Raw genomic sequence first — 20,254 nt, forward strand, 5'->3', positions numbered from 1 at the left:
CCGCCTGCGGGCAGCACAATCGCGCGGCTCACCAATGCTGCTTCGCCTGCCCGCGCTTTGACTGAATCTAACCTAGGCCTGTTGACCCCGGGCAGACGCGCGCGATAACCGGTGCGGCTGACAGCCATTTGTGGTGCGGGGATCTGTGAGCGCGTCAATCCGAGAAGGATCTACCATCACCATCATGGCCGAGGAGGAGCCGATCGAGATCGGCTTTCCGATGGTGGCCGCCTATCATGGCCAATCCGCGCTCGCCATGGCTGCGATCGTGTTCCAGGCGCAGCGGGCGGCGTTCGCCCTGCTGTCGCCCGCGGCGATGCCGGCACGACGCGACATCAGCATCGTGAGCGGACACCCGGGCCCCGGTGTGCGGGACGCGTTCGAGGCCGTAACCCGTGCCGTGACCCGCGGCGCCTATGTGGTCGACCGGTCGCTGCCCGGAGCGCGATTTGCACCGGGCCACGACATTTCCTACAGCTTTCGAATTACGCTGGGTCAGCGCACCGCCGAGCTGGCGTTGCGGCCGGGCGTTTTGCCCGAGCGCTTTTTCGAGCTGGTGTTCGCCAAGGACAGAACCGCGGCACAAGAGCGTGAGCTGAGCGCATTGAAGCGCTCCGTTGCCGAGGACGTCCTGGCCAAGGAGCCGGACACTCTCTTCACGATGCGTGCGAATTGACCCATGAAGCCGGGACTTGCTCTCAGCTTCGGCTATGACGACGGATCGCTGCGCGCCCTGGCCGGCGCCACGACCGAGCCCCAAATTCTGCTGCGCGACATCTATTCGCTGCCCGAGATCGACCTGAATGATTTCAGCGTCCTGTTCGTGAGCATGCACAGCGATCAGCGTTTCCTGGCGACCCGCGCTTCCCAGATCGAGGAATACCTCGTTCGCGGCGGCGTCGTCGTCGCCAACGGTCACTACGCCTATTCCTACCTTCCGCGCATGGCGGGCTTTCACACCATCGACAATTACAAGCTGGGCGACATCACGGTGCTGCGCCTCGCCGAGCATCCGATCTGGCACGGCATTGATCCGCATGATCTGACCTTCCGTCGCGGCGTGTCCGGGTTCTATGGGAGGGTCTGGCACGAGGCGCCGCCGGACGCGCAAGTCATCCACGCGCTCGGCAAGCCGAACCTGCCGCTCGACTTCATCTATCCTGTCGGCCGCGGCCACGTGCTTTTCCACGGGGGAAACGACCTCTGGAGCTTCGGCGGCGAAGACAAGCAGCTGGCGCCCCGGATCATGCAATGGGTCGCCGCGGGGCGAGACGTTCAATGAGCCTGGCGATCCTCGACGGCGGCACGTTCTACCATCACGCGGCAATTTACGGCCAGCGCTATCGAGAGCTGTTCGACAAGGCCATCTATGCCCCGGAGCTCACGACCGATGCCTTGGCCGGTGTCACATTCCTGATCGTCCCGGATCGCATCAACCCGAACGTTCTCTGCGCCAAGCGCGACGTCCTGATCGATTTTGCGAAAGCCGGGCGCACGCTGGTCGTGTTCGGCGAAAATCGTGCTGACACGTGGTTGCCCGGCGTGACGTGGGCGGCACGACCGACGAACTTCTGGTGGTGGCTGGACAAGGACGCCCGGCCGCCGAACCGCCTGCTCGCACCCGATCACGAGCTGTTTCGGGCGGTGCCGTTCGAAAACACGATATGGCACTTCCACGGCGTGCTGACCCCGCCCGCCGGCGCTCGCGCCCTGATCGACGTTCCCGCCGATCCCGAGGGCCGCGACAGCGGCGGAGCGCTGCTCTACGAGGATCGCGTCACCCTGCCCGGCCGCATGCTCGTCTCGACGCTCGATCCGTTCTACCATCATGGCAGCAACTTCATGCCCGCAGCCACGAAGCTGCTCGACGGCTTTCTGCCCTGGGCCAGGGAAAAGGCCGCAACCCGGGCCGATCCCGACGACGTCTGATCTCAACGCGCCGCCAGATCCGGCGCTTTGCCCGGCAGGCCGTGCAACGGTACGATCGCCGATGCCGTCTCGCCGCCCGCATGGACATCCACGCGGCGAACCGGCACGCCGTACATCCGGGCGAGATTGCTTTCGGTCAGGACCATCTCGGTGCGGCCTGCGATGTGAGTGGCATCCCGCTGCATCAACAGCGTCGTGTCGGCGATGCCGATCGCGTGGTCGGGATGATGCGTCGTGAATAGCACCGTCAAGCCAAGGGAGCTCGCGAGGCGCACGAGCAGACGAAGAACGACGCCCTGATTGGCGATGTCGAGCGCCGAGGCCGGCTCGTCCAGCACCAGGACCTTGCAGTCGCTGGCCAGCGCGCGGGCCAGCAGCACGAGCTGCCGCTGCCCGCCGCTGAGCCGGTCATAACGCTGCTGCGCGAGCGCCGCGAGGCCGACTTCCTCGAGGCACGCATAGGCGCGGTCCCGGTCCGCGCGGCCCGGCGAGCTGAACCTGCCGAGATAGCGGCTCCGGCCCAGTAGCACCATGTCGACGGCGTTGTAGGACTGATCCGCCGTCAGCGCCTGCGGAACGAAACCGACGTGACCGTCGATCTCGACAATTCCTTCCTTGAGCGTCAGCGTCCCGCCGATCGCCCGCAGCAGGGTCGTCTTGCCGCAGCCATTGGGCCCGAGGATGGCGGCGATCCTGCCCGCGGGAAAGGTCGCCGACAGGCCACGAAAGAGCCAATGTCGGAATCCGTAGCTGTGGCCTGCATTCTCGATGCGGATCATGCTGCCCCGCTCTTCGTCGTGCGCCGAAGCAGCAACGCGAAGATCGGCGTGCCGACCAGCGCCGTGATGATTCCGACCGGAATTTCCGCCGGTGTCAGCGATCGCGCGAGCGTGTCCGCCGCAACCAGGAAGATGGCGCCGAGGAACGTCGACACCGGTAGGATCCGGCGGTTGTCTGCCCCGACCATCATGCGCGCCAGGTTGGGGATGATGAGACCGACCCAGCCGATGGTCCCACTCACCGCAACCTGGGACGAGATCGCAAGGCACGCGGCCGCAAGAAGGATCAACCGGTCGCGCGCCGGATTGACGCCGAGCGTTCGGGCCTCGTCATCACCAAGCGAAAGCACGTTCACGCGCCACCGCATGCCGACGAGAACGACGGCCGCAAACGTGGTGCAGATCGCGACCAGGCCTAATTGCGGCCAGGTCGAGGACGCAAAGCTGCCCAGCAGCCAGAACACGATCACCTGCAACGTCGTCTCGGGATCGGCCAGATAGGTCACGTGTCCGACCAGAGCGCTGCAGAACGCGCTGACGACCACGCCCGCAAGAACGAGCGTGAGGATCGGCGAGAGATTGTCGCTACGATGGAACGCAAGCACCGCCACGAGCGCAAGGGCAGCGCCTCCGAATGCGCCGATCTGAACCAGCGGTCCGAACCCGACGAGGTAGATGACGGTGACGCCGCCAAGGGCAGCGCCGGAGGATGCGCCGATGGTCTGCGGTCCGACCAGCGGGTTGCGGAAGATCGCCTGGAGCACCGCGCCGCAGAGCGACAGACCGGCGCCGGCGACGGCGGCGGTGAGCACGCGCGGCAGCCTCACCGTTTCGACGACCACGGCTTCGGTGGCCGTCCACGTCGCTTTGACGGCGACGAGATGGGACAGGATGATCGACAGCACCGTGCCGAAGGGGACCTGATATCGTCCCGATGCGACCGACCACAGCAAGACGAGTATCAAGCCCGCGGCAAGCGCAACGTAATACAGGGCATAGGATCGTTCACCTGTCCGTGGAGCCGGGCGTGAGATGGCGCTTCCCATCAATGAGCCCGATACGCGTCGTAGCCGGCCGAGCCGGCATTTTCCCGCAGAAACAGGATGCGGTCGATTTCCTCGTCCGTCGGCTTGTAGTCATAGAGGAAGCCGAACCAGTCCCTCACCGAGGTACGAATGTTCACCTGTGCAAGTTCGGGATGCAGCAGGCCCGCCAGCCAGAGCCAGCCAAGCGCAGATTCGTGACTTGGCGGATCCCAGCGATAGCCGCCGAGCGGAACGCGATAGACGCGGCGCGTCCGAACCGCATCGATGCCCTGCCAGCGCGGATCGCGGTAGAGATCGGACGGCATCGCCGCATCGAAGTTTCCGAGCAGGACGACCTGCGGATTCCACGCCAGGATCTGTTCGATCGTCACTGTGCTGATCGAGGCCGCGCTGCCGACCGCGTTCTGGCCGCCGGCCAGCTGAATGGTCAGATCCTGCGCCGTTCCCTGACCACTGATGCGCAGCACGTTCATGGCGCGGTTGAAATAGGCCACGCGCGGCCGCTGCGTCGACGACAGATTGGCGAACCGCGACGCCAGCGACTGCCGGACCTCTTCCTGTTTGGCGAGCAATTGGCCGGCGCGGTCTTCCCTGCCCGCGATCTTCCCCATCAACTTCACGTACTCGACGTAGTTCTCGAACGAGCCCACACGCATTCCGACCACGGGGATCCCGGTCCGGTCCAATGGTCCGATGACGTCGTTGTTGTTGGCCCATTGGAAAATTGCATCCGGGCGCAATGCGAGGATCGCCTCGACGTTCGGCGCGAAGTTCGATGCGTCTCCCCCGGTCGTCACGCCGGTCTGAATCTGCTTGAAGCCAGGAAACAGCTTCGCGGCAATGCCCTCGTGCATGGCACGTGCGGCGTATTCGTTCATGCCGACGATCTTCCGGTCGCTGCCATCGATCGTCATGAAGGTCGAGGGCGCGGGGATCGGGATGACGACCAGGCGCTCCGGCAGCCGGTCGAACGAAAGCTTGCGGTTGCGCTGGTCCGTCACATCCATCGCATGCGCCGCGCCGAGCAAGGCGAGCGCAATTGCGGGGATGGCCCCTAAGCCCTGCAATGGTCTCCCCCGGCGCAACGACAACAACATCAATCAAAGACCTCGGGCGCCAATGATGATGTGAGTGGCGCCGCCGACATGGCTACATAGTGCCGCGGAAGAAAACGCCAAAGCAAAATATGCGTCGAGGATTGCAAGTGCGGCGCCCTGGACCTGGAATCGTTCAAAAGAAGCGCATCGTTACGATCGATCGCGACGATGCATGATCAGATCGCGTGTATCGACCGCGCGATAGCGCCCGCAAGCGGCACAATTTGAATCGCTCGAAACTCGCCTGCGGACCATGGCTCAGGCGATTGCGACACGATAATGACCGCGCGGCTGAGTGAATGCTGAGGGGTGTCGTCGATGTTGCTGAGAACCGTGCTTGTCTCCAAAGGGAGTTCGATGTTCGTATCGACCTTCAAACTGAGCGTCGGGCTCGCTTGTGCGGTGACCACGGCTTCGAGCGTGATTGCCGAAGCCCAGACCGCGAATGGTTCATCACAGCAATCCGTGCTGCCGGCGGTGACCGTGGAGGCAGGAAAACCGGCGAAGCCGCGTCGCGCTGTACGTCAGAGCACGGCTCGCGCGACGCGACAGGCTCAATCCACGGCCGTGCAGCCAGCGCAAGGCCGGCAAGCCGGCGCAACGGCCCCTGAAGGCACCAACAGCGATTCCCTCAAGCCAATGGGCGGCAGGCTGCCGCAGCCGGGAATTCCCCATCTGGCGGAGCAGAGCATCACGGTCGTTGATCGCGCGCAGATCGAGGCGACTTCGCCAACCGGTCTTCTCGATGTTCTTGCCTCCGTCCCGGGAGTCTCGATCGCGCGCTCCGGCGGCATCGGCGGCCAAATCTATTTGCGCGGGTTCTCGTCGAACAGCTTCCGTTCGCCGATGTTCATCGACGGCGATCGCTTTCGTGGCCGCAATACGCTGCAGCTCAATTATCTTGCGCCCGACGAAATCGAGCGCGTGGAAGTGATCCGCGGTCCGGGCTCCGTCGTCTATGGAAGCGAGGCGCTGACCGGATTGGTCAACGTCGTCACCAGATCCTATACCGGCGATACGTCGGGGCCGTTCCGATTCACGGGCGGCGGCTGGTCAACCGGCTACGGCAGCGCGGCCAATTCGTTCAACACCTACGACTGGATCAAGGGCGCCGGACAGGGCTTCGATTTCATCGGCGGCTTTGCCGGACGCTGGGGCGGCGACTATCAATCCCCGCTCGGGAGGGTGCCGAACAGCGACTATCAGAGCGTCGGCGGCAACATCAAGCTCGGCTACTCGCCCGACATCGGACAAAGACTGGAGCTTTCCCTGCGCTCCTACAGCGAGGTCGACGGCCGCGCCGGCGGCGTCGGAGGAGCGCCGGGCGCGCCTTATCTGCAGGTGCGACAGGATCCCAACCAGGTACATTCGGCGCGCATCGCCTATACCGGCGAGCTCGACGGCCTCGTGAAGCACGTCGAGACCTCCTTCTACGTCAACTATTTCGACACGAAGCTTTCGACCATCAACAATACGATTAACGCCGCGGGCATTGCCACCAGAACCGTCAAATCCACCAGCCACGTCATCGGCCCCTTGGTGATCGGGGGACGCTCGCTGGCCGAAATTCCCTGGCTCGGTCCCTGGGGAGCAACCAAGACGACGCTCGGCCTTGACGGCTTCCGGGAAGCGCGGCCGGGCAGCGAGTCGACCTCCGAGACAATCACCCGCAACGGAACGACCGGGGCCGTGATCAGCGATGTCTTCTCGCCGTACACCAATCAAGGTCCGGACACGACACAATCCAATATCGGTGCCTTCGTCCTGCACGAATGGAAGCCGATTCAACCGCTGACCCTTTCGGCGGGCGGCCGCTTCGACTGGTTCAACACGACCACTGACACTTCGCCGCTCGCATCGACCATTCCGGCAAATGTCCGGGCCGTCTATGCACGCAACACCGACGTCGATCAGACGGCTCCGACCGGCAGCCTTGGCTTTGTCTACGCCGTCCTGCCCAACGTCGACCTGCTCGGCAACGTGGCGACCTCATTCCGCCAGCCGACGAACTCCGAGCTGTTCGCGGTGACGGCCACTCAGCTTCCGAATCCGAACCTGAAGCCCGAGAGCGGGGTGACCTACGAAGGAGGCGCACGCTTTCATACGACCAATGCGGAGCTCAAGGTCACGGCATTCGATACGCATTACGAGAATTTCCTGCAAACGACCGCGGTGACGCTCAACGGTGTCGGCGGATACACCCAGTCACAGAACGTCGGCAAGGCCGAGGTGACCGGCGTCGAGCTGGAGGCGCGCTGGCAGATCACGCCGGCCGTCAACCTGTTCACGAGTTTCGCCCAGCTGCGCGGGACCAATACGGTGACCGACAAGCCGCTGCCTTTTCTCGCGCCGTATCGCGGGCGGGTGGGGATACAATATGCGGACGCGAGCGGCGCCTATTCGATCCTCGGCGTGATCGATTGGGCCGCCAGCAAGACCCGGATCGATCCGGCGCAGGAATATACGACCTCGGGCTACGCCATCCCCAAGCTCTATGCGACGCTTCAACTCGGCAAGCTGGTATCGCCGCAACTGGGCGACACCAAGCTGATCCTCGGCTTGGAGAACATCTTCAACACGGCCTATGTCGACGCATCGACGTTCGTGAATCGCTCCTATCCCCGGAGCTTCACAAATCCCCTGGTGGAGACCGGCCGGAACGTCTCGGTGAAACTGCAGCACACCTTCTAAGGCGAGATCTGGGAAGGTGCGCAGGGTTTTCCGGAAAGGTCATGCGCCGACCACAACCAGAAGCGCGATGGGACTCGATCTCGTCGCGCTTGAGCGGCATCATCTGCCCGCCACGAACTCCCGCCACCCCTTTGCCCGCAGGCTGCACGCCGGACACTCGCCGCAGCCATAGCCCCAGTCGTGCTGCGCGCCGCGCATCCCGAGATAGCAGGTGTGCGAGTGCTCGCGGATCAGATCGACCAGCCCCTCGCCGCCGAGATCCTGCGCCAGCTGCCAGGTCGCGGCCTTGTCGATCCACATCAAGGGCGTATGGAGCTCGAACGTCCTGGCCATGCCGAGCGAGAGCGCCCTCTGCATGGCGCGGATGGTTTCGTCGCGGCAATCGGGATAGCCGGAATAGTCCGTCTCGCACATGCCGCCGACGATGTGGGTGATGCCGCGCCGGTAGGCCAGCGCCGCCGCGAACGTCAGGAACACCAGGTTGCGCCCGGGCACGAAGGTGTTCGGCAGGCCGTCGGCGCCCATTGCGATCTCGACGTCGCGCGTCAGCGCGGTCTCCGACACCGCTGCCAGTGTCGGGATCGACAGAGTATGGCTGTCGCCGAGCTTTGCGGCCCAATCCGTGCGCAACGCCTTCACGCCGTCGAACAGCCGCTCGCGGCAGGCGAGCTCGATGGCGTGGCGCTGGCCGTAGTCGAAGCCCAGCGTCTCGACACGCGAGAAGCGGCTGAGCGCCCAGGCAAGGCAGGTGGTGGAATCCTGGCCGCCGGAAAACAGCACCAAGGCGGTCTCTGATGAGAATGCGTCACTCATGGGCCTCAGGTAGTCCAGTTCGTTGACGCCATCAATGCACGATCACGCAACGGCGTCCGTACCGCCAAGCATCATTCATTTGCCGCCACATGCTCGCTCTGGTAGCATGACGGCACTGCCGCACGATCCAATGGACGAACGTCGATATGGGTTATTTTGAAGGGCTGACCGGTAGCAGTTTCAAGACCACCGAGGACGGCCGCCGGCTGTTCTTTCCATGGGGACCGCTCGGGCGCGGTTACGCGATAGACTCGGAGGAGCGCTATGGACGTCTTCGAAAACAGGTGAAAGCCTACATGGTGGTTTCACTTCTGCCCGTCATCCTCGCACCAATCATCTATCACGGTTACATCATCAGCTTTGCGTCGGCCGCGATCTCCCTGACATTCTATTTGGCCTGGATGTGGGTTCTGCTTCCCCGCCTCGCGCCCGCTGATGAAAGGCTATCTTTCAAGGAGAGCATGACGTCTCAGGCACGCGCGCATGGCCCGGTCGTGCTCCGGCTGCTCACAATCATATCTCTGGTGTTCGTCGCCGCCGGGCTTCTGATGCTCGTTGCCGAGCCGCACGGCCGAGTGATCGCGCTGGCGGTCATCCTGTTTTTTGGATTTTGCGCGACGCTGTTTATCCGCATGCTGGTGCTCCGGCGGGAGGCGGTCTGATCTCGCCTCGCGGGTCGTGGAAATCGAACTGATTTCTGCTTGTTCCGCTGGGATCAATGCCGGGCTTTTGGCATAAAGCGGAAAACGCGCAACTCCGGTGCCCAATGACCCCTTCCCGCGACATTTCCCGCCTGATCGAGATCATGGCCGCGCTGCGCACTCCGGTGACCGGCTGCCCCTGGGACCTCGAGCAGAATTTTGCGACCATCGCGCCCTACACGATCGAGGAAGCCTATGAGGTGGTGGACGCCATCACGCGCGGCGATCTCGACGATTTGCGCGAGGAGCTCGGCGACCTGCTGTTGCAGGTCGTGTTCCACGCCCAGATGGCCTCGGAGCAGAACGCTTTCGCGTTCGGCGACGTCGTCGAAGCCATCACGAGAAAGATGATCCGGCGCCATCCCCACGTCTTCGCCGACAAGGACGGCAACCTCGCCTCCTCCCACGTCAAGGAAGTCTGGGACCGCATCAAGGCCGAGGAAAAAGCCGAGCGCGCCGCGCGCCGGCCGCCCGAGGAGATGCCGGCGCACAAATCGCTGCTGTCAGGCGTGAAGGCCGGCCAGCCCGCGCTGACCCGCGCCATGGAGCTGCAGCGCAAGGCCTCGACCGTCGGTTTCGACTGGAACGACCCGCGCGCCGTGCTGGCAAAGATCCGCGAGGAGGCCGACGAGATCGAGGCCGCGCTCGACCGTGGCGACAAGCAGGAGCTGGCGGAGGAGACCGGCGACCTGATGTTCGCCCTCGTCAACCTCGCCCGCCACGTCGATGCCGATCCGGAAGCCGCATTGCGTGCGACCAACGCAAAATTCGAGCGCCGCTTTGCCTATATCGAACGGGCGCTGGAGGCGCAGGGCCGCACGCTGGAGCAGGCTTCGCTCGCGGAGATGGACGCGCTGTGGAACGAGGCGAAGGGCGAGACGAAGCCAACGTCGGAAGAACGCAAGGAAGCCAGCCGCTAACTCCGCCGTCGTCCCGGACAAGCGCGCCTCAAGCGCGCGCGGATCCGGGATCCATAGCCATCGGCTCCGGCTGTGAGACGAGGCAGTAACTCCGAGTCCTCGCAGTTACGTCTTCCTGTGGCTATGAATCCCGGATCTGCGCTCCGCTACGCTTGTCCGGGACGACACCGCCTATGTCGCAAGATGCGGCACCGCATCGAACCTCGACACCACGATGTCCCGCTTGGTCTCGTCCACCCGCACCGTCATGTCGAAGCGGCCGTTGTGCAGCTCCTTGGACAGCACCTCGGCATTGCGGTGCAGCCAGCTGATGCCGGCGCCGTCGGCGGCGTCGATGGAGAGGTCGAGCGTGGTGCGCTTGGCGGCAAGGCGTTCCTCGATCGCGGCGAGCAATGCATCGACGCCCTCGCCCGTGACGGCGGAGACCAGCATGGCCGGATGGTCCGCAGGCCGGCGCGCCGCGATGTTCAGAAGCTCCTCGCGCTGCTCGGAATCATAACGGTCGATCTTGTTCCAGACCTCGATGATGCGGCCTGAATCATCGGGGTTGATGCCGAGCTGGCGCAGCACTGCGTCGACGTCGCTCTGCTGGGCCTCGGCATCCTCATGCGAGATGTCGCGCACATGGAGAATGACGTCGGCCTCGAGCACCTCTTCCAGCGTGGCGCGAAAGGCGGCGACCAGCTGGGTCGGCAGGTTGGAGATGAAGCCGACCGTGTCCGACAGCATGGCCTTGCCGCCATGCGGCAGGTTGAGTGCGCGCAAGGTCGGATCGAGCGTCGCAAACAGCATGTCGGCGGCCTGCACGTCGGCGCGGGTCAGGCGGTTGAACAGCGTCGACTTGCCGGCATTGGTGTAGCCGACCAGCGCGACGACGCGATACGGCACGCGCTGGCGTCCCGCACGATGCAGCCGCCGCGTCGCCTGCACTTTCTTCAGCTCGCCCTCGAGCTTGGAGATGCGCTCCTGGATGAGGCGGCGGTCCGCTTCGATCTGGGTCTCGCCGGGACCACCCATGAAGCCGAAGCCGCCGCGCTGGCGCTCCAGATGGGTCCATGAGCGCACCAGGCGCGAGCGCTGGTAGTTGAGATGCGCGAGCTCGACCTGGAGCGAACCTTCCCGCGTCTTGGCGCGGCGGCCGAAGATTTCCAGAATGAGGCCGGTGCGGTCCAGCACCTTGGCGTGCAGCTCTTTCTCGAGATTGCGCTGCTGGATCGGCGCCAGCGCGCAATCCATCACCACGAGCTCGACGTCGAGGGTCTTGATCAGGCCGGCGATCTCCTCGACCTTGCCCTTGCCGATATAGGTGGCCGGGCGGATCTGGCTGATCGGCGCGACGATGGCGTCGGCGACGATGAGATCGATCGCGCGTGCAAGGCCGGCGGCTTCGTCGAGCCGGGCCTCGACGTCACGCAGGACATGAGCTTCCGATTGCGCGTCGGCACTGCCTGCGCGCACTCGCAAATAGGGGCCGACGACAAGCACCCGCCCCGTTTGCTTAGCCCCTGCCGACCGCGGACGGTCGGCATCCCCGTCGAAATTCCGGGGTTCCAATCAGATCACTCTCAAGCCGGCTGATCCTCGCCGCCTTCGAACAGCTGGATCGGAGCGCCAGGCATGATGGTCGAGATCGCATGCTTGTAGACCAGCTGCGAATGACCGTCGCGCCGAAGCAGCAAACAGAAATTGTCGAACCAGGTCACGATGCCCTGGAGCTTCACTCCGTTGACCAGAAAGATCGTCAGTGGCGTCTTGGTTTTGCGAACGTGATTGAGGAAGGTGTCCTGTAGGTTTTGTGCGCGGTCTGCCGCCATTGTTTTTTTCTCGCTTTGAGTTTCTTTTTATTGCGCCGGTCGCGGCCCTCTTTGTGAGGTTCGGGGCCTCTCCCGGTTGCCGTTCCATCATGAGATCCCCCTCGGACGGAACAGCTGTGCGATTAGAGGACAGGTGGGCCTATTAGGCAAGCCGCTTCACGTGGCAGCCCCCGGCTGATTGTCCCGAAAAAATACGGAAATCGATGATTTTCCTGCTTTATCCCTGAGCTGCCGCGGCCATGTCGCCGCGCTAGATTCTTGTTTTCACGTCTCTTTCCGCATGCGAGCCGGCGGCCGCTTCGCGCGAAGAGGCGCTAGCCGACACCGAGCGCCTTCAACTTTCGATGCAGCGCCGACCGTTCCATACCAACGAACTCGGCCGTACGAGAAATATTTCCTGAGAAACGGCTGATCTGTGCAATCAAATAGTCGCGCTCGAACACTTCGCGCGCCTCACGCAGCGGCAGGCCCATGATGTGCTCGCCATTGTTGCTGGTCGGCATCGCCGGCACCATAGAGCCGACGTCCTGTGGCAACATGTCCGCCGTGATGATGACCTCCGGCCCGCCTGCCGCGAGAATCATCACCCTCTCGACGTTGTTGCGGAGCTGGCGGACATTGCCTGGCCAGACATGCGATTGCAGCACGGCCATCGCGTCCTGCCCGATCTGCCGCTTGGGCAGGCCGCTGCCGGCCGAGATCTGCTCCATAAAATAGTCGATCAGCTCCGGGATGTCCTCGCGCCGTTCCGAGAGCGCGGGCACGCGGATCGGCACCACCGAGAGCCGGTGGTAGAGGTCCTCGCGGAAACGGCCGGCCGCGATCTCCTCTTCGAGGTTGCGCGCGGTCGAGGAGATGATGCGCACGTCGACCTGCACCTTGGCGGTGCCGCCGACGCGCTGGAACGACTGCTCCACCAGCACGCGCAGGATCTTGTTCTGGGTCTCGCGCGGCATGTCCGCGATCTCGTCGATGAACAGCGTGCCGCCATGGGCTTCCTCGAGCGCGCCTGGCTTGCGCGGCTGCTCGCCGTTGGACTGCTCGATGCCGAACAGCTCGTGCTCCATGCGATCGGGGGTGATCGCGGCCGCGTTGATGACGACGAAGGGACCGTCGGCACGGCCCGAGGCCGTGTGCAGCGTGCGTGCGGTCAATTCCTTGCCGGCGCCGGCGGGGCCGACGATCAGGATGCGGCTGTTGGCCTTGGCGGCGCGCTCGATGGTCTGGCGCAGCTGGTTCATGCTGGGCGACCGGCCGACGAGCTGGCTCGCGCTCGGCGCAAGCTGCTTCAGCTCCTTGACCTCGCGCTTCAGCCGCGAGTTCTCCAGCGCCCGGGTCGCGACCAGGATCAAGCGGTCGGCCTTGAACGGCTTCTCGATGAAGTCGTAGGCGCCGCGCTTGATCGCGGCGACAGCGGTCTCGATGTTGCCGTGGCCGGAGATCATCACGACCGGCAGGTCGGCGTTGTCTTTCTTGACCTGCTCCAGCAGCTGCAAGCCGTCGAGCTTGGAGCCTTGCAGCCAAATGTCGAGGAACACCAGGTGCGGCCTGCGGTTGGCGATCTCGGCGAGCGCCGTATCGCTGTCGCGTGCGGTTCGGGTCACGAAGCCCTCGTCCTCGAGAATGCCCGCAACGAGATCGCGAATATCGGCCTCATCATCGACAATCAGAATTTCACTTGCCATGGATCGCGCCTGTCATGTCAGCTGCCTGTTGAGGCTTCGATTTTCGTTGATTCATTGGTCTTTTCAGCGGGCCCTTTGGTTTCGGCCGCCGGCTCTTTTGTTTCCGGCGCCGCCTCTTTGGCCGGCCCCGTCACGGTGTCCTTGGTGATGTCCTTGGCCGCCGACGCCTGCTCGGCTCCCTCGGCCTTGGCGGGTTGCCCGGAGATGGCAAAGCGCATCCGCATCCAGGCACCGCGCTGGCCCTCGCGGAAGTCGGAGGCATCTTTCAGCTCGATGCGGCCGCCATGGTCTTCCAGCACGCGGCCGACGATCGCAAGGCCAAGGCCAGTGCCCTTGGCCCGGGTCGTGACGTAGGGTTCGAGCAGCCGCGAGCGCGCGACCTTGGGCAGGCCGATGCCGTTGTCGATCACGTCGATCAACACGTCATCGCCCTCGCGGGAGACGACGACGTCGATCCGGCCTTTGCCGAGCTCTTCCGGCGGGACCTGCTCGATCGCCTCGGTGGCGTTCTTGACGATGTTGGTGACCGCCTGGGAGATCAGCCGGCGATCGAACTGGGCCCGGAGCGGATCCTGCTTGAACTCGGCCTCGATGTCGATCTCGGGATGGGCGACCTTCATCAGGAACACGGCCTGCCGCACGGCGTCGGCGACGTCCTCGCCCTCCATCACCGGCTTCGGCATCCGGGCAAAGCGCGAGAACTCGTCGACCATGCGGCGGATGTCGTCGACCTGGCGCACGATGGTGTCGGTGCACTGGTCAAAGATCTGCTTGTCCTTGGCCTCAGTGATGTCCTTGCCGAACTTGCGGCGGATGCGTTCGGCCGAGAGCTGGATCGGCGTCAGCGGGTTCTTGATCTCGTGGGCGATGCGGCGCGCCACGTCGCCCCAGGCCGAGGTGCGCTGCGCCGAGACCAGCTCGGTGATGTCGTCGAGCGTGATGATGTAGCTGTCGTGCGGCTGATTCTTCTCGGCGCTGACCCGGACCGACAGATTGCGTTCCTGCCCGTCGCGCGTGATCGTGATCTGGCCCTGCACCAGGCGCTGGGTCCCTTCCCGCGCCGCCTTCATCATCTCGTCGAGCTCGGGCAGCACGTCGGAGAGCGGATGGCCGAGCGTCTCGGATTCGGCGTGCCCGATCAGCTTCTCGGCCGAGCGGTTCAGAATGCCGACGCTGCCGGAGGCGTCGACCCCGATGATGCCGGCGCTCGCCGAGGACAGCACCGCCTCGATGAAGCGGCGGCGGCTGTCGATGAGGTCGCTGGCGTTGACGAGCTCGTCGCGCTGGCTGCGCAATTCCTGCGTCATCTTGTTGAAGGTCTCGCCAAGCTGGGCCAGATCGCCTTCGGACTGGTGCACCGGCACCTGGACATGGAGATCGCCGGTCGAGACCGTGTGGGCCGCGTTCATCAGCCGCCGGATCGGCGAGACCAGCGAGTTGGCGAAGTTGAGGCCGATCAGCACCGAAGCCATCAGGATGGTGAGCGCGATCACGGCGAACATCAGCGCGAAGGCGACCTGGATACCGAGCCGGCGCGATTCGATCTGGGCATATTCGGCGACGCTGACCTCGGTCTGCTTGAGCTGATTGACGACGTTGGGATCAAGCGGGCGAGCGACATAGAGGAAGGTGTCGTTGAACGCGCGCAACCGGATCACCGCGGCGACGAAGCTCGCATCGGGGAGCACCGCGATCTCGGGCTCGTTCTCGTTGACGTTGCTGAGGAAGTCGGGCGCCGGCGGCGAATAAGCCAGCCGCATGCCGGTGTCGGCGGATTCCAGGATGTTGGTGTTCTTGTCGATGATCATCGCGCCCGGCAGATTGCGCGAGCCGGCGCTGGCGGTCAGCATCTCGCGGAACGAGCGGCGATCCTGGTCGTAGAGCGGCCGGGCATGCGCGATGTCGTTGGCCATGCCGAGAATGTCGCCGCGGATCAGCTGGGCATGGTCCTGCATGTAGGCCCGCGCGATCGTCAGCGAGTTCTGGATCACCTGCTTGGTCGGCCCGGAGAACAGCCGGTCGAGGCCACGCTCGATGGTGACGTTGGCGACGATGGCGACCAGCACCGCCGGCAGCACCGCCACGATCGAGAACAGGCTGACGATCTGGACATGGAGGCGCGCCGCCGCCCGGCCCCGCCGCCGCGCCAGGATCAGCTGCCAGAGCTCGCGGACGATGATGCCGACCAGCAGCAGGATCGTGGCCGCGTTGATCAGGTAGATCGAGCGGACTACCTCGGGCGTCGGCTCGATCCTGGTGAGGCCGGTCAGGACCAGGAAGGTCAGGAAGGCCGACAGCAGCGCCAGCGCCACGGCAAACGGAGCCAGCCAGCGTCGCGCCGACCAACGCCGGGGCTCTTCCGCTGGGGCCGTGTCAAAGTGTGCGGCCGAGGTCTCTGCGCTGGTCATTCCGGCAATGGCGATGCTGAAAAAGGGGTCCGCGGGCGCGCGGATACTGATGTATTCGTACCACATTGTTGCCGAATTGCGACAATTCCGCGGCGCTTGCTCAGCGACCCACCCCCGCCATCCACAACCACATGACGCCTTGAGGGGAACGGATTCCCGCCATCCCGGCTTGACCCGGCATGGATAGGTATTTTCTCGCAACGATGGTGTCGGCCGTTCTGCTGCTGATCGTGGCCGCCGACCTCTTGGTCAACGGCCTGGGCGTCCAGCAGCCGCTGCTGAATGTCGCCAGCGTCACGCCGGCGTCGGCCCGACTCGTCAGATAGTGCGACGCTGCGTCACCGGCCGGACGACCAATTGGAATCGGACCGGCGGAACATTTCGGCCCGTCCCGACTTCTGCTCACCGCGTCAGCCACAACGGCCAGCGCGATCCGGACAGGCTCAGCTCTGCCTTGGTAGGGGGAGCTGAGCCACCGTCGGTTCCGCGATGACTAGCCCCCGCTCCGATAGACCTGGATATCCAGATCCCGGATCTTCTTCCGCAGCGTGTTGCGGTTGAGGCCGAGCAGGTCGGCGGCGCGGATCTGGTTGCCCCGGGTGGCCGCCAGGGCTGCCGTGAGCAGCGGGACCTCGATCTCCTTGAGGATGCGGTGATAGAGGCCGGGCGGCGGCACGCCGTTCGGAAAGCCCTGGAAGTGCGAGGACAGATAGGCCTCCACGGCGCCGCCGAGATTGTCGACGCCCTGCTGGACCGCGGCGCCCGGGCTGACCGAGGGCGGCGCGAGCTCGCCGTCGATGACGGACGCCGTGATGACGTCCTGCGGATAAAGCGCGGCAAGACGCCGGGCGAGATTCTCCAGCTCGCGCACGTTGCCGGGCCAGCGGTGCTGCTTCAGCCGCTCCAGCGCCAGCGCGTCGAGCTTCTTCGGAGGCAGGCCGTCCTTCTCGGCCAGCGCAAAGAAGTGCCGCACCAGATCCGGCAGGTCCTCGATGCGCTCGCGCAGCGGCGGCAGCCGCAGCGGCACGACGTTGAGGCGGAAGAACAGATCTTCCCGGAACAGGCCCTGCTGGATCAGGACGCGCAGATCCTTGTTGGAGGCCGCAACGATGCGCACGTCGGTCTTGATCGGGGTGCGGCCGCCGACGGTGGTGTATTCGCCCTGCTGCAAGACGCGCAGCAATCGCGTCTGCGCCTCCATCGGCATGTCGCCGATCTCGTCCAGGAACAGCGTGCCGCCTTCTGCCTGCTCGAACCGGCCGGAGGCACGGGTGTTGGCGCCGGTGAAGGCGCCGCGCTCATGGCCGAACAGCTCGGATTCGATGAGGTCGCGCGGGATCGCGGCCATGTTGACGGCGACGAACGGGCCGTTGCGGCGCTTACCGTAATCGTGCAGCGCGCGCGCCACCAGCTCCTTGCCGGTGCCGGATTCGCCCGTGATCATCACGGTGAGGTCGGTCTGCATCAGGCGCGCCAGCACGCGGTAGATTTCCTGCATCGCCGGCGAGCGACCGACCAGCGGGATCGCCTCCATCTCGGCGTCCTCGTCCGGCGTCGAGACGCGCTCCTTCGGCTCGGCCAGCGCGCGGCCGACGATCGCGATCAGCTCCTTGAGGTCGAAGGGTTTCGGCAGATATTCGTAGGCTCCGCGCTCGGAGGCGCGGATCGCCGTCATGAAGGTGTTCTGCGCGCTCATGACGATGACGGGCAGATTCGGCCGCATCTTCTTGATCCGCGGCAGCAGGTCGAAGGCGTTTTCGTCCGGCATCACCACGTCGGTGATGACGAGATCGCCCTCGCCCTGGCTGACCCAGCGCCACAGCGTTGCGGCATTGCCGGTGAGCCTGACCTCATAGCCGGCCCGGGACAGCGCCTGGTTGAGAACGGTGCGGATGGCGGTATCGTCATCGGCTACGAGAATGCTACCTGCGGGCATCGTTAATCCTCATTTCGCCCCCTGTGACACAGGCGACGACTTCCCGGCAGAGTCGGCGCGACTGCTTTGATCGGCATGTTTCGCCGATGTGGAATACATCGGCATCAGCACGCGGAAGGTGGTCCTGCGCGGCTGAGATTCGCATTCGATGATGCCCCCGTGATCGCCGACGATCTTGGCGACCAATGCAAGACCCAGGCCCGAGCCGGTCTGCTTGGTGGTCACGAAGGGGTCGAACAGGTTGGGCAGAAGATCGTCCGGCACGCCCGGTCCGTTGTCTTTCACGCAGAATTCGAGCGGCAACGATACCCGGGATTTTTGACCGGGGACTGACAGGCGCACGCCGGGACGGAACGCAGTGGTGAGCTGGATCTCGGCGTCGGGCACGTCGATCAGCGCCTCGGCGGCGTTCTTCACGAGATTGAGGAACACCTGGATCAATTGGTCCTGGTTCGCCAGCACCGGCGGTAGCGAGGGGTCGTAGTCCTCGATGAAGCGGATGTTGCGGGCAAAGCCCGACTGCGCCAGCCGCTTCACGTGGTCGAGCACCGAATGGATGTTGACGGGACCGCGCACCACGGGACGCTCGTCGCCGAACACCTCCATGCGGTCGACCAGCGTCACGATGCGGTCGGCCTCGTCGCAGATCAGGCGCGTCAACATGCGGTCCTCGGACGAGGCCTGCTGCTCCAGGAGCTGCGCCGCGCCGCGGATGCCGGACAGCGGGTTCTTGATCTCGTGCGCCAGCATCGCAGCCAGCGCGATCACCGAGCGCGCCGCGCTGCGATGGGTGAGCTGGCGGTCCATCTTGTCGGCGATGGAGCGCTCCTGCAGCATCACCACGATATGGCCGGGCCGCTCGGTGAGCGGGGCGACGTGCAGGTCGACCTGGCGATCGCCGCCCATGCGCGGCGTGCCGAGATCGACCTTGTATTCGTTCACCGGCGAGTTCGACGCGCGCACCTGGTCGATCAGTGCCAGCAAGGGGCTGCCGAACGGCACCAGCTCCTTGAGCGACTGCCGCTTCAGGAACTGCGTCGAGATCTCGAAGAAGGCTTCGGTGGCGATGTTGGCGGCGACGATCTTGCCGTCGGGCCCGATCATCAGCACGGGATTGGGAAGCGCATCCAGGATCGCGTCACTGTCGGCGGGTTGGCGATGGTCAGCGGCTGAGCTCATGCAGCAGCGCTCCATGCGAAGTCGTCGAACGCATCCTGCAGCGACTGGTGGACGAGGCGCGGATCCTCCGAGGTGAGGATCGTCTGGCGCCACGACTTCAGCTTCTCGACGGACGCGCCGCTCGCCGCGGCCGCCACGTCGAGTGCCCAGCCCAGATGCTTGCGGGCATGTCTCAGTCCGACGCGGAGACCATAGAGCGTGCAAACGCCCTCATAGAGCGTGCGGACGTAATGCAGCTGGGTTTCGAGCGAGGGCACAGCTTCCTCGGCCCCGCCCTTCAGGCGGCGGCCGATCTGGCCGGGCAGCCAGGGCTGGCCCTGCGCGCCGCGGCCGATCATCACGGCGTCGGCGCCGGAGGCCTCGAGCGCCGCGCGCGCCCGCTCATAGGAGGTGATGTCGCCGTTGACGACGAGCGGAATGGCGATGGCCTCGCGCACGGCGCGGATTGCATCCCAATCGGCCTCGCCCTTGTAGAACTGGCTGCGAGTGCGGCCGTGGACCGTGACGAGCTTGACCCCGGCGGCCTCCGCGCGCCGCGCCAGCTCCGGCGCGTTGCGGCTGCGGTCGTCCCAGCCGAGCCGCATCTTCAGCGTCACTGGCACCTTCACCGCTGCGATGGTGGCATCGATCAGGCTGACGGCATGGTCGAGGTCGCGCATCAGGGCCGAGCCGGACTGGCCGCCGGTGACGTGGCGGGCCGGACAGCCCATGTTGATGTCGATGATGTTGGCGCCTTCGGCCTCGGCGATCCGGGCGCCCTCGGCCATCCAACGGGTCTCGCAGCCGGCGAGCTGGACCACGTGCGGGCCGATTCCGGCGGCTTCGCAACGCAACCGGGACATCCAATGGCCGTTGGCGAGTTCGTCGCTGGCGGTCATTTCGGACACGACGAGACCGGCCCCAAGCTCCGCGGCCAGCCGGCGGACGGGCGAGTCGGTCACCCCCGACATCGGCGCCAGGAAGACCGGAATGGCGACATCAATATCGCCTATTTTCAACGGCTTAGAGCCGGATATTGCCGAACCGGTCACAGAGGTCTCATGGACTGGGCAGGGCCTCATCGCGCCTGCCATGATCTATCTTGCGCACAATTCTTGTGCAGTCAAGCGCCATGCCTACAGTTTAGACAATTCTGCAGATCTTTCAAGTGCAGTGCAGCAAAATGCCGTTGCGAACAATCCGGGGAAACCCCCTTTTTTTGCGGGCCTGCCGTGCTAGAGGCATGCGGCAATCACCCCACTCCCCCACTCCCCATC

At 64.8% G+C, this 20,254-nt stretch carries 19 protein-coding genes; 8 read left to right on the forward strand and 11 right to left on the reverse strand.

Annotated elements, in window-relative coordinates; genetic code table 11:
* Positions 1 to 184: 184 nt before the first annotated feature.
* The 3 genes from WI560_RS15755 to WI560_RS15765 are packed head-to-tail and all read left to right on the forward strand — an operon-like array spanning position 185 to position 1,929.
* Positions 185 to 676: a hypothetical protein gene (locus tag WI560_RS15755; RefSeq protein WP_375308723.1), complete on the forward strand. Its 492-nt coding sequence runs from the start codon at positions 185 to 187 to the stop codon at positions 674 to 676.
* 3 nt (positions 677 to 679) lie between these two features.
* Entirely contained in the window at positions 680 to 1,282 is a 603-nt protein-coding gene (locus WI560_RS15760) for a hypothetical protein (RefSeq protein ID WP_375308724.1), read from the forward strand.
* Positions 1,279 to 1,929, forward strand: coding sequence for a hypothetical protein (locus WI560_RS15765; RefSeq protein ID WP_375308725.1), 651 nt, complete (start codon positions 1,279 to 1,281; stop codon positions 1,927 to 1,929). The genes WI560_RS15760 and WI560_RS15765 overlap by 4 nt, the downstream gene beginning before the upstream one ends.
* A 2-nt stretch (positions 1,930 to 1,931) precedes the next feature.
* Here WI560_RS15765 and WI560_RS15770 read toward each other — a convergent pair whose 3' ends face one another.
* The 3 genes from WI560_RS15770 to WI560_RS15780 all read right to left on the reverse strand — a co-directional run bounded on the left by WI560_RS15770 (position 1,932) and on the right by WI560_RS15780 (position 4,821).
* The gene (locus tag WI560_RS15770) at positions 1,932 to 2,708 is read right to left on the reverse strand and encodes an ABC transporter ATP-binding protein (protein ID WP_375308726.1); all 777 of its coding nucleotides are present in this window, start codon (positions 2,706 to 2,708) and stop codon (positions 1,932 to 1,934) included.
* The gene (locus WI560_RS15775) at positions 2,705 to 3,661 is read right to left on the reverse strand and encodes a FecCD family ABC transporter permease (RefSeq protein ID WP_375308727.1); all 957 of its coding nucleotides are present in this window, start codon (positions 3,659 to 3,661) and stop codon (positions 2,705 to 2,707) included. The genes WI560_RS15770 and WI560_RS15775 overlap by 4 nt, the downstream gene beginning before the upstream one ends.
* 92 nt (positions 3,662 to 3,753) lie before the next feature.
* Positions 3,754 to 4,821 carry an ABC transporter substrate-binding protein gene (locus tag WI560_RS15780; RefSeq protein ID WP_375308728.1) on the reverse strand — a complete coding sequence of 356 codons (1,068 nt, stop codon included), beginning with the start codon at positions 4,819 to 4,821 and terminating at the stop codon, positions 3,754 to 3,756.
* 387 nt (positions 4,822 to 5,208) lie between these two features.
* Here WI560_RS15780 and WI560_RS15785 point away from each other — a divergent pair, with 387 nt between their 5' ends.
* Complete coding sequence (locus WI560_RS15785) at positions 5,209 to 7,542, forward strand: TonB-dependent receptor (protein ID WP_375308729.1); 2,334 nt, start codon at positions 5,209 to 5,211, stop codon at positions 7,540 to 7,542.
* A gap of 99 nt (positions 7,543 to 7,641) precedes the next feature.
* On the opposite strand, the gene queC is transcribed toward WI560_RS15785, so the two are convergent.
* On the reverse strand, positions 7,642 to 8,355 hold the full coding sequence (queC, locus tag WI560_RS15790) for a 7-cyano-7-deazaguanine synthase QueC (protein WP_375308730.1): 714 nt from the start codon (positions 8,353 to 8,355) through the stop codon (positions 7,642 to 7,644).
* A 146-nt stretch (positions 8,356 to 8,501) separates the two neighbouring features.
* On the opposite strand from queC, the gene WI560_RS15795 reads away from it, so the two are divergent.
* Together WI560_RS15795 and mazG are read left to right on the forward strand one after the other, a co-directional pair.
* A complete protein-coding gene (locus WI560_RS15795) occupies positions 8,502 to 9,017 on the forward strand; it encodes a hypothetical protein (protein ID WP_375308731.1) in 516 nt (171 codons plus the stop codon).
* 104 nt (positions 9,018 to 9,121) lie between these two features.
* Positions 9,122 to 9,976 carry a nucleoside triphosphate pyrophosphohydrolase gene (mazG, locus tag WI560_RS15800; protein WP_375308732.1) on the forward strand — a complete coding sequence of 285 codons (855 nt, stop codon included), beginning with the start codon at positions 9,122 to 9,124 and terminating at the stop codon, positions 9,974 to 9,976.
* Between the two features lie 171 nt (positions 9,977 to 10,147).
* On the opposite strand, the gene hflX is transcribed toward mazG, so the two are convergent.
* The 4 genes from hflX to WI560_RS15820 all read right to left on the reverse strand — a co-directional run bounded on the left by hflX (position 10,148) and on the right by WI560_RS15820 (position 15,883).
* Entirely contained in the window at positions 10,148 to 11,530 is a 1,383-nt protein-coding gene (hflX, locus tag WI560_RS15805) for a GTPase HflX (RefSeq protein WP_375308733.1), read from the reverse strand.
* Positions 11,531 to 11,541: 11 nt separating this feature from the next.
* Positions 11,542 to 11,790, reverse strand: coding sequence for an RNA chaperone Hfq (gene hfq / locus WI560_RS15810; protein ID WP_007591126.1), 249 nt, complete (start codon positions 11,788 to 11,790; stop codon positions 11,542 to 11,544).
* Between the two features lie 314 nt (positions 11,791 to 12,104).
* Positions 12,105 to 13,475, reverse strand: coding sequence for a sigma-54-dependent transcriptional regulator (locus WI560_RS15815; RefSeq protein ID WP_375160302.1), 1,371 nt, complete (start codon positions 13,473 to 13,475; stop codon positions 12,105 to 12,107).
* 17 nt (positions 13,476 to 13,492) lie between these two features.
* Positions 13,493 to 15,883, reverse strand: a complete 2,391-nt coding sequence (locus WI560_RS15820) for an ATP-binding protein (RefSeq protein ID WP_375308734.1) — start codon at positions 15,881 to 15,883, stop codon at positions 13,493 to 13,495.
* A gap of 179 nt (positions 15,884 to 16,062) precedes the next feature.
* Between WI560_RS15820 and WI560_RS15825 the strand changes: the two genes are divergently transcribed.
* Positions 16,063 to 16,209: a hypothetical protein gene (locus tag WI560_RS15825; protein WP_257194643.1), complete on the forward strand. Its 147-nt coding sequence runs from the start codon at positions 16,063 to 16,065 to the stop codon at positions 16,207 to 16,209.
* Positions 16,210 to 16,376: 167 nt separating this feature from the next.
* Here WI560_RS15825 and ntrC read toward each other — a convergent pair whose 3' ends face one another.
* Genes ntrC through dusB form a run of 3 tightly spaced genes read right to left on the reverse strand, consistent with a single transcriptional unit; the run spans position 16,377 to position 19,996 of the window.
* Positions 16,377 to 17,819 (reverse strand): nitrogen regulation protein NR(I), encoded by a 1,443-nt coding sequence (gene ntrC / locus WI560_RS15830; RefSeq protein ID WP_128921811.1) that lies wholly within the window; start codon positions 17,817 to 17,819, stop codon positions 16,377 to 16,379.
* Between the two features lie 9 nt (positions 17,820 to 17,828).
* Entirely contained in the window at positions 17,829 to 18,998 is a 1,170-nt protein-coding gene (locus tag WI560_RS15835; protein ID WP_375308735.1) for a nitrogen regulation protein NR(II), read from the reverse strand.
* Entirely contained in the window at positions 18,995 to 19,996 is a 1,002-nt protein-coding gene (gene dusB, locus WI560_RS15840) for a tRNA dihydrouridine synthase DusB (RefSeq protein WP_375308850.1), read from the reverse strand. Before dusB ends, WI560_RS15835 begins: the two co-directional genes overlap by 4 nt.
* On the opposite strand from dusB, the gene WI560_RS15845 reads away from it, so the two are divergent.
* A complete protein-coding gene (locus WI560_RS15845) occupies positions 19,968 to 20,216 on the forward strand; it encodes a hypothetical protein (RefSeq protein ID WP_375308982.1) in 249 nt (82 codons plus the stop codon). The two genes, dusB and WI560_RS15845, sit on opposite strands and share 29 nt — an antisense overlap.
* Positions 20,217 to 20,254: the final 38 nt, after the last annotated feature.

The organism is Bradyrhizobium sp. A11 (genome assembly GCF_042077125.1).
Lineage (GTDB): Bacteria > Pseudomonadota > Alphaproteobacteria > Rhizobiales > Xanthobacteraceae > Bradyrhizobium > Bradyrhizobium japonicum_B.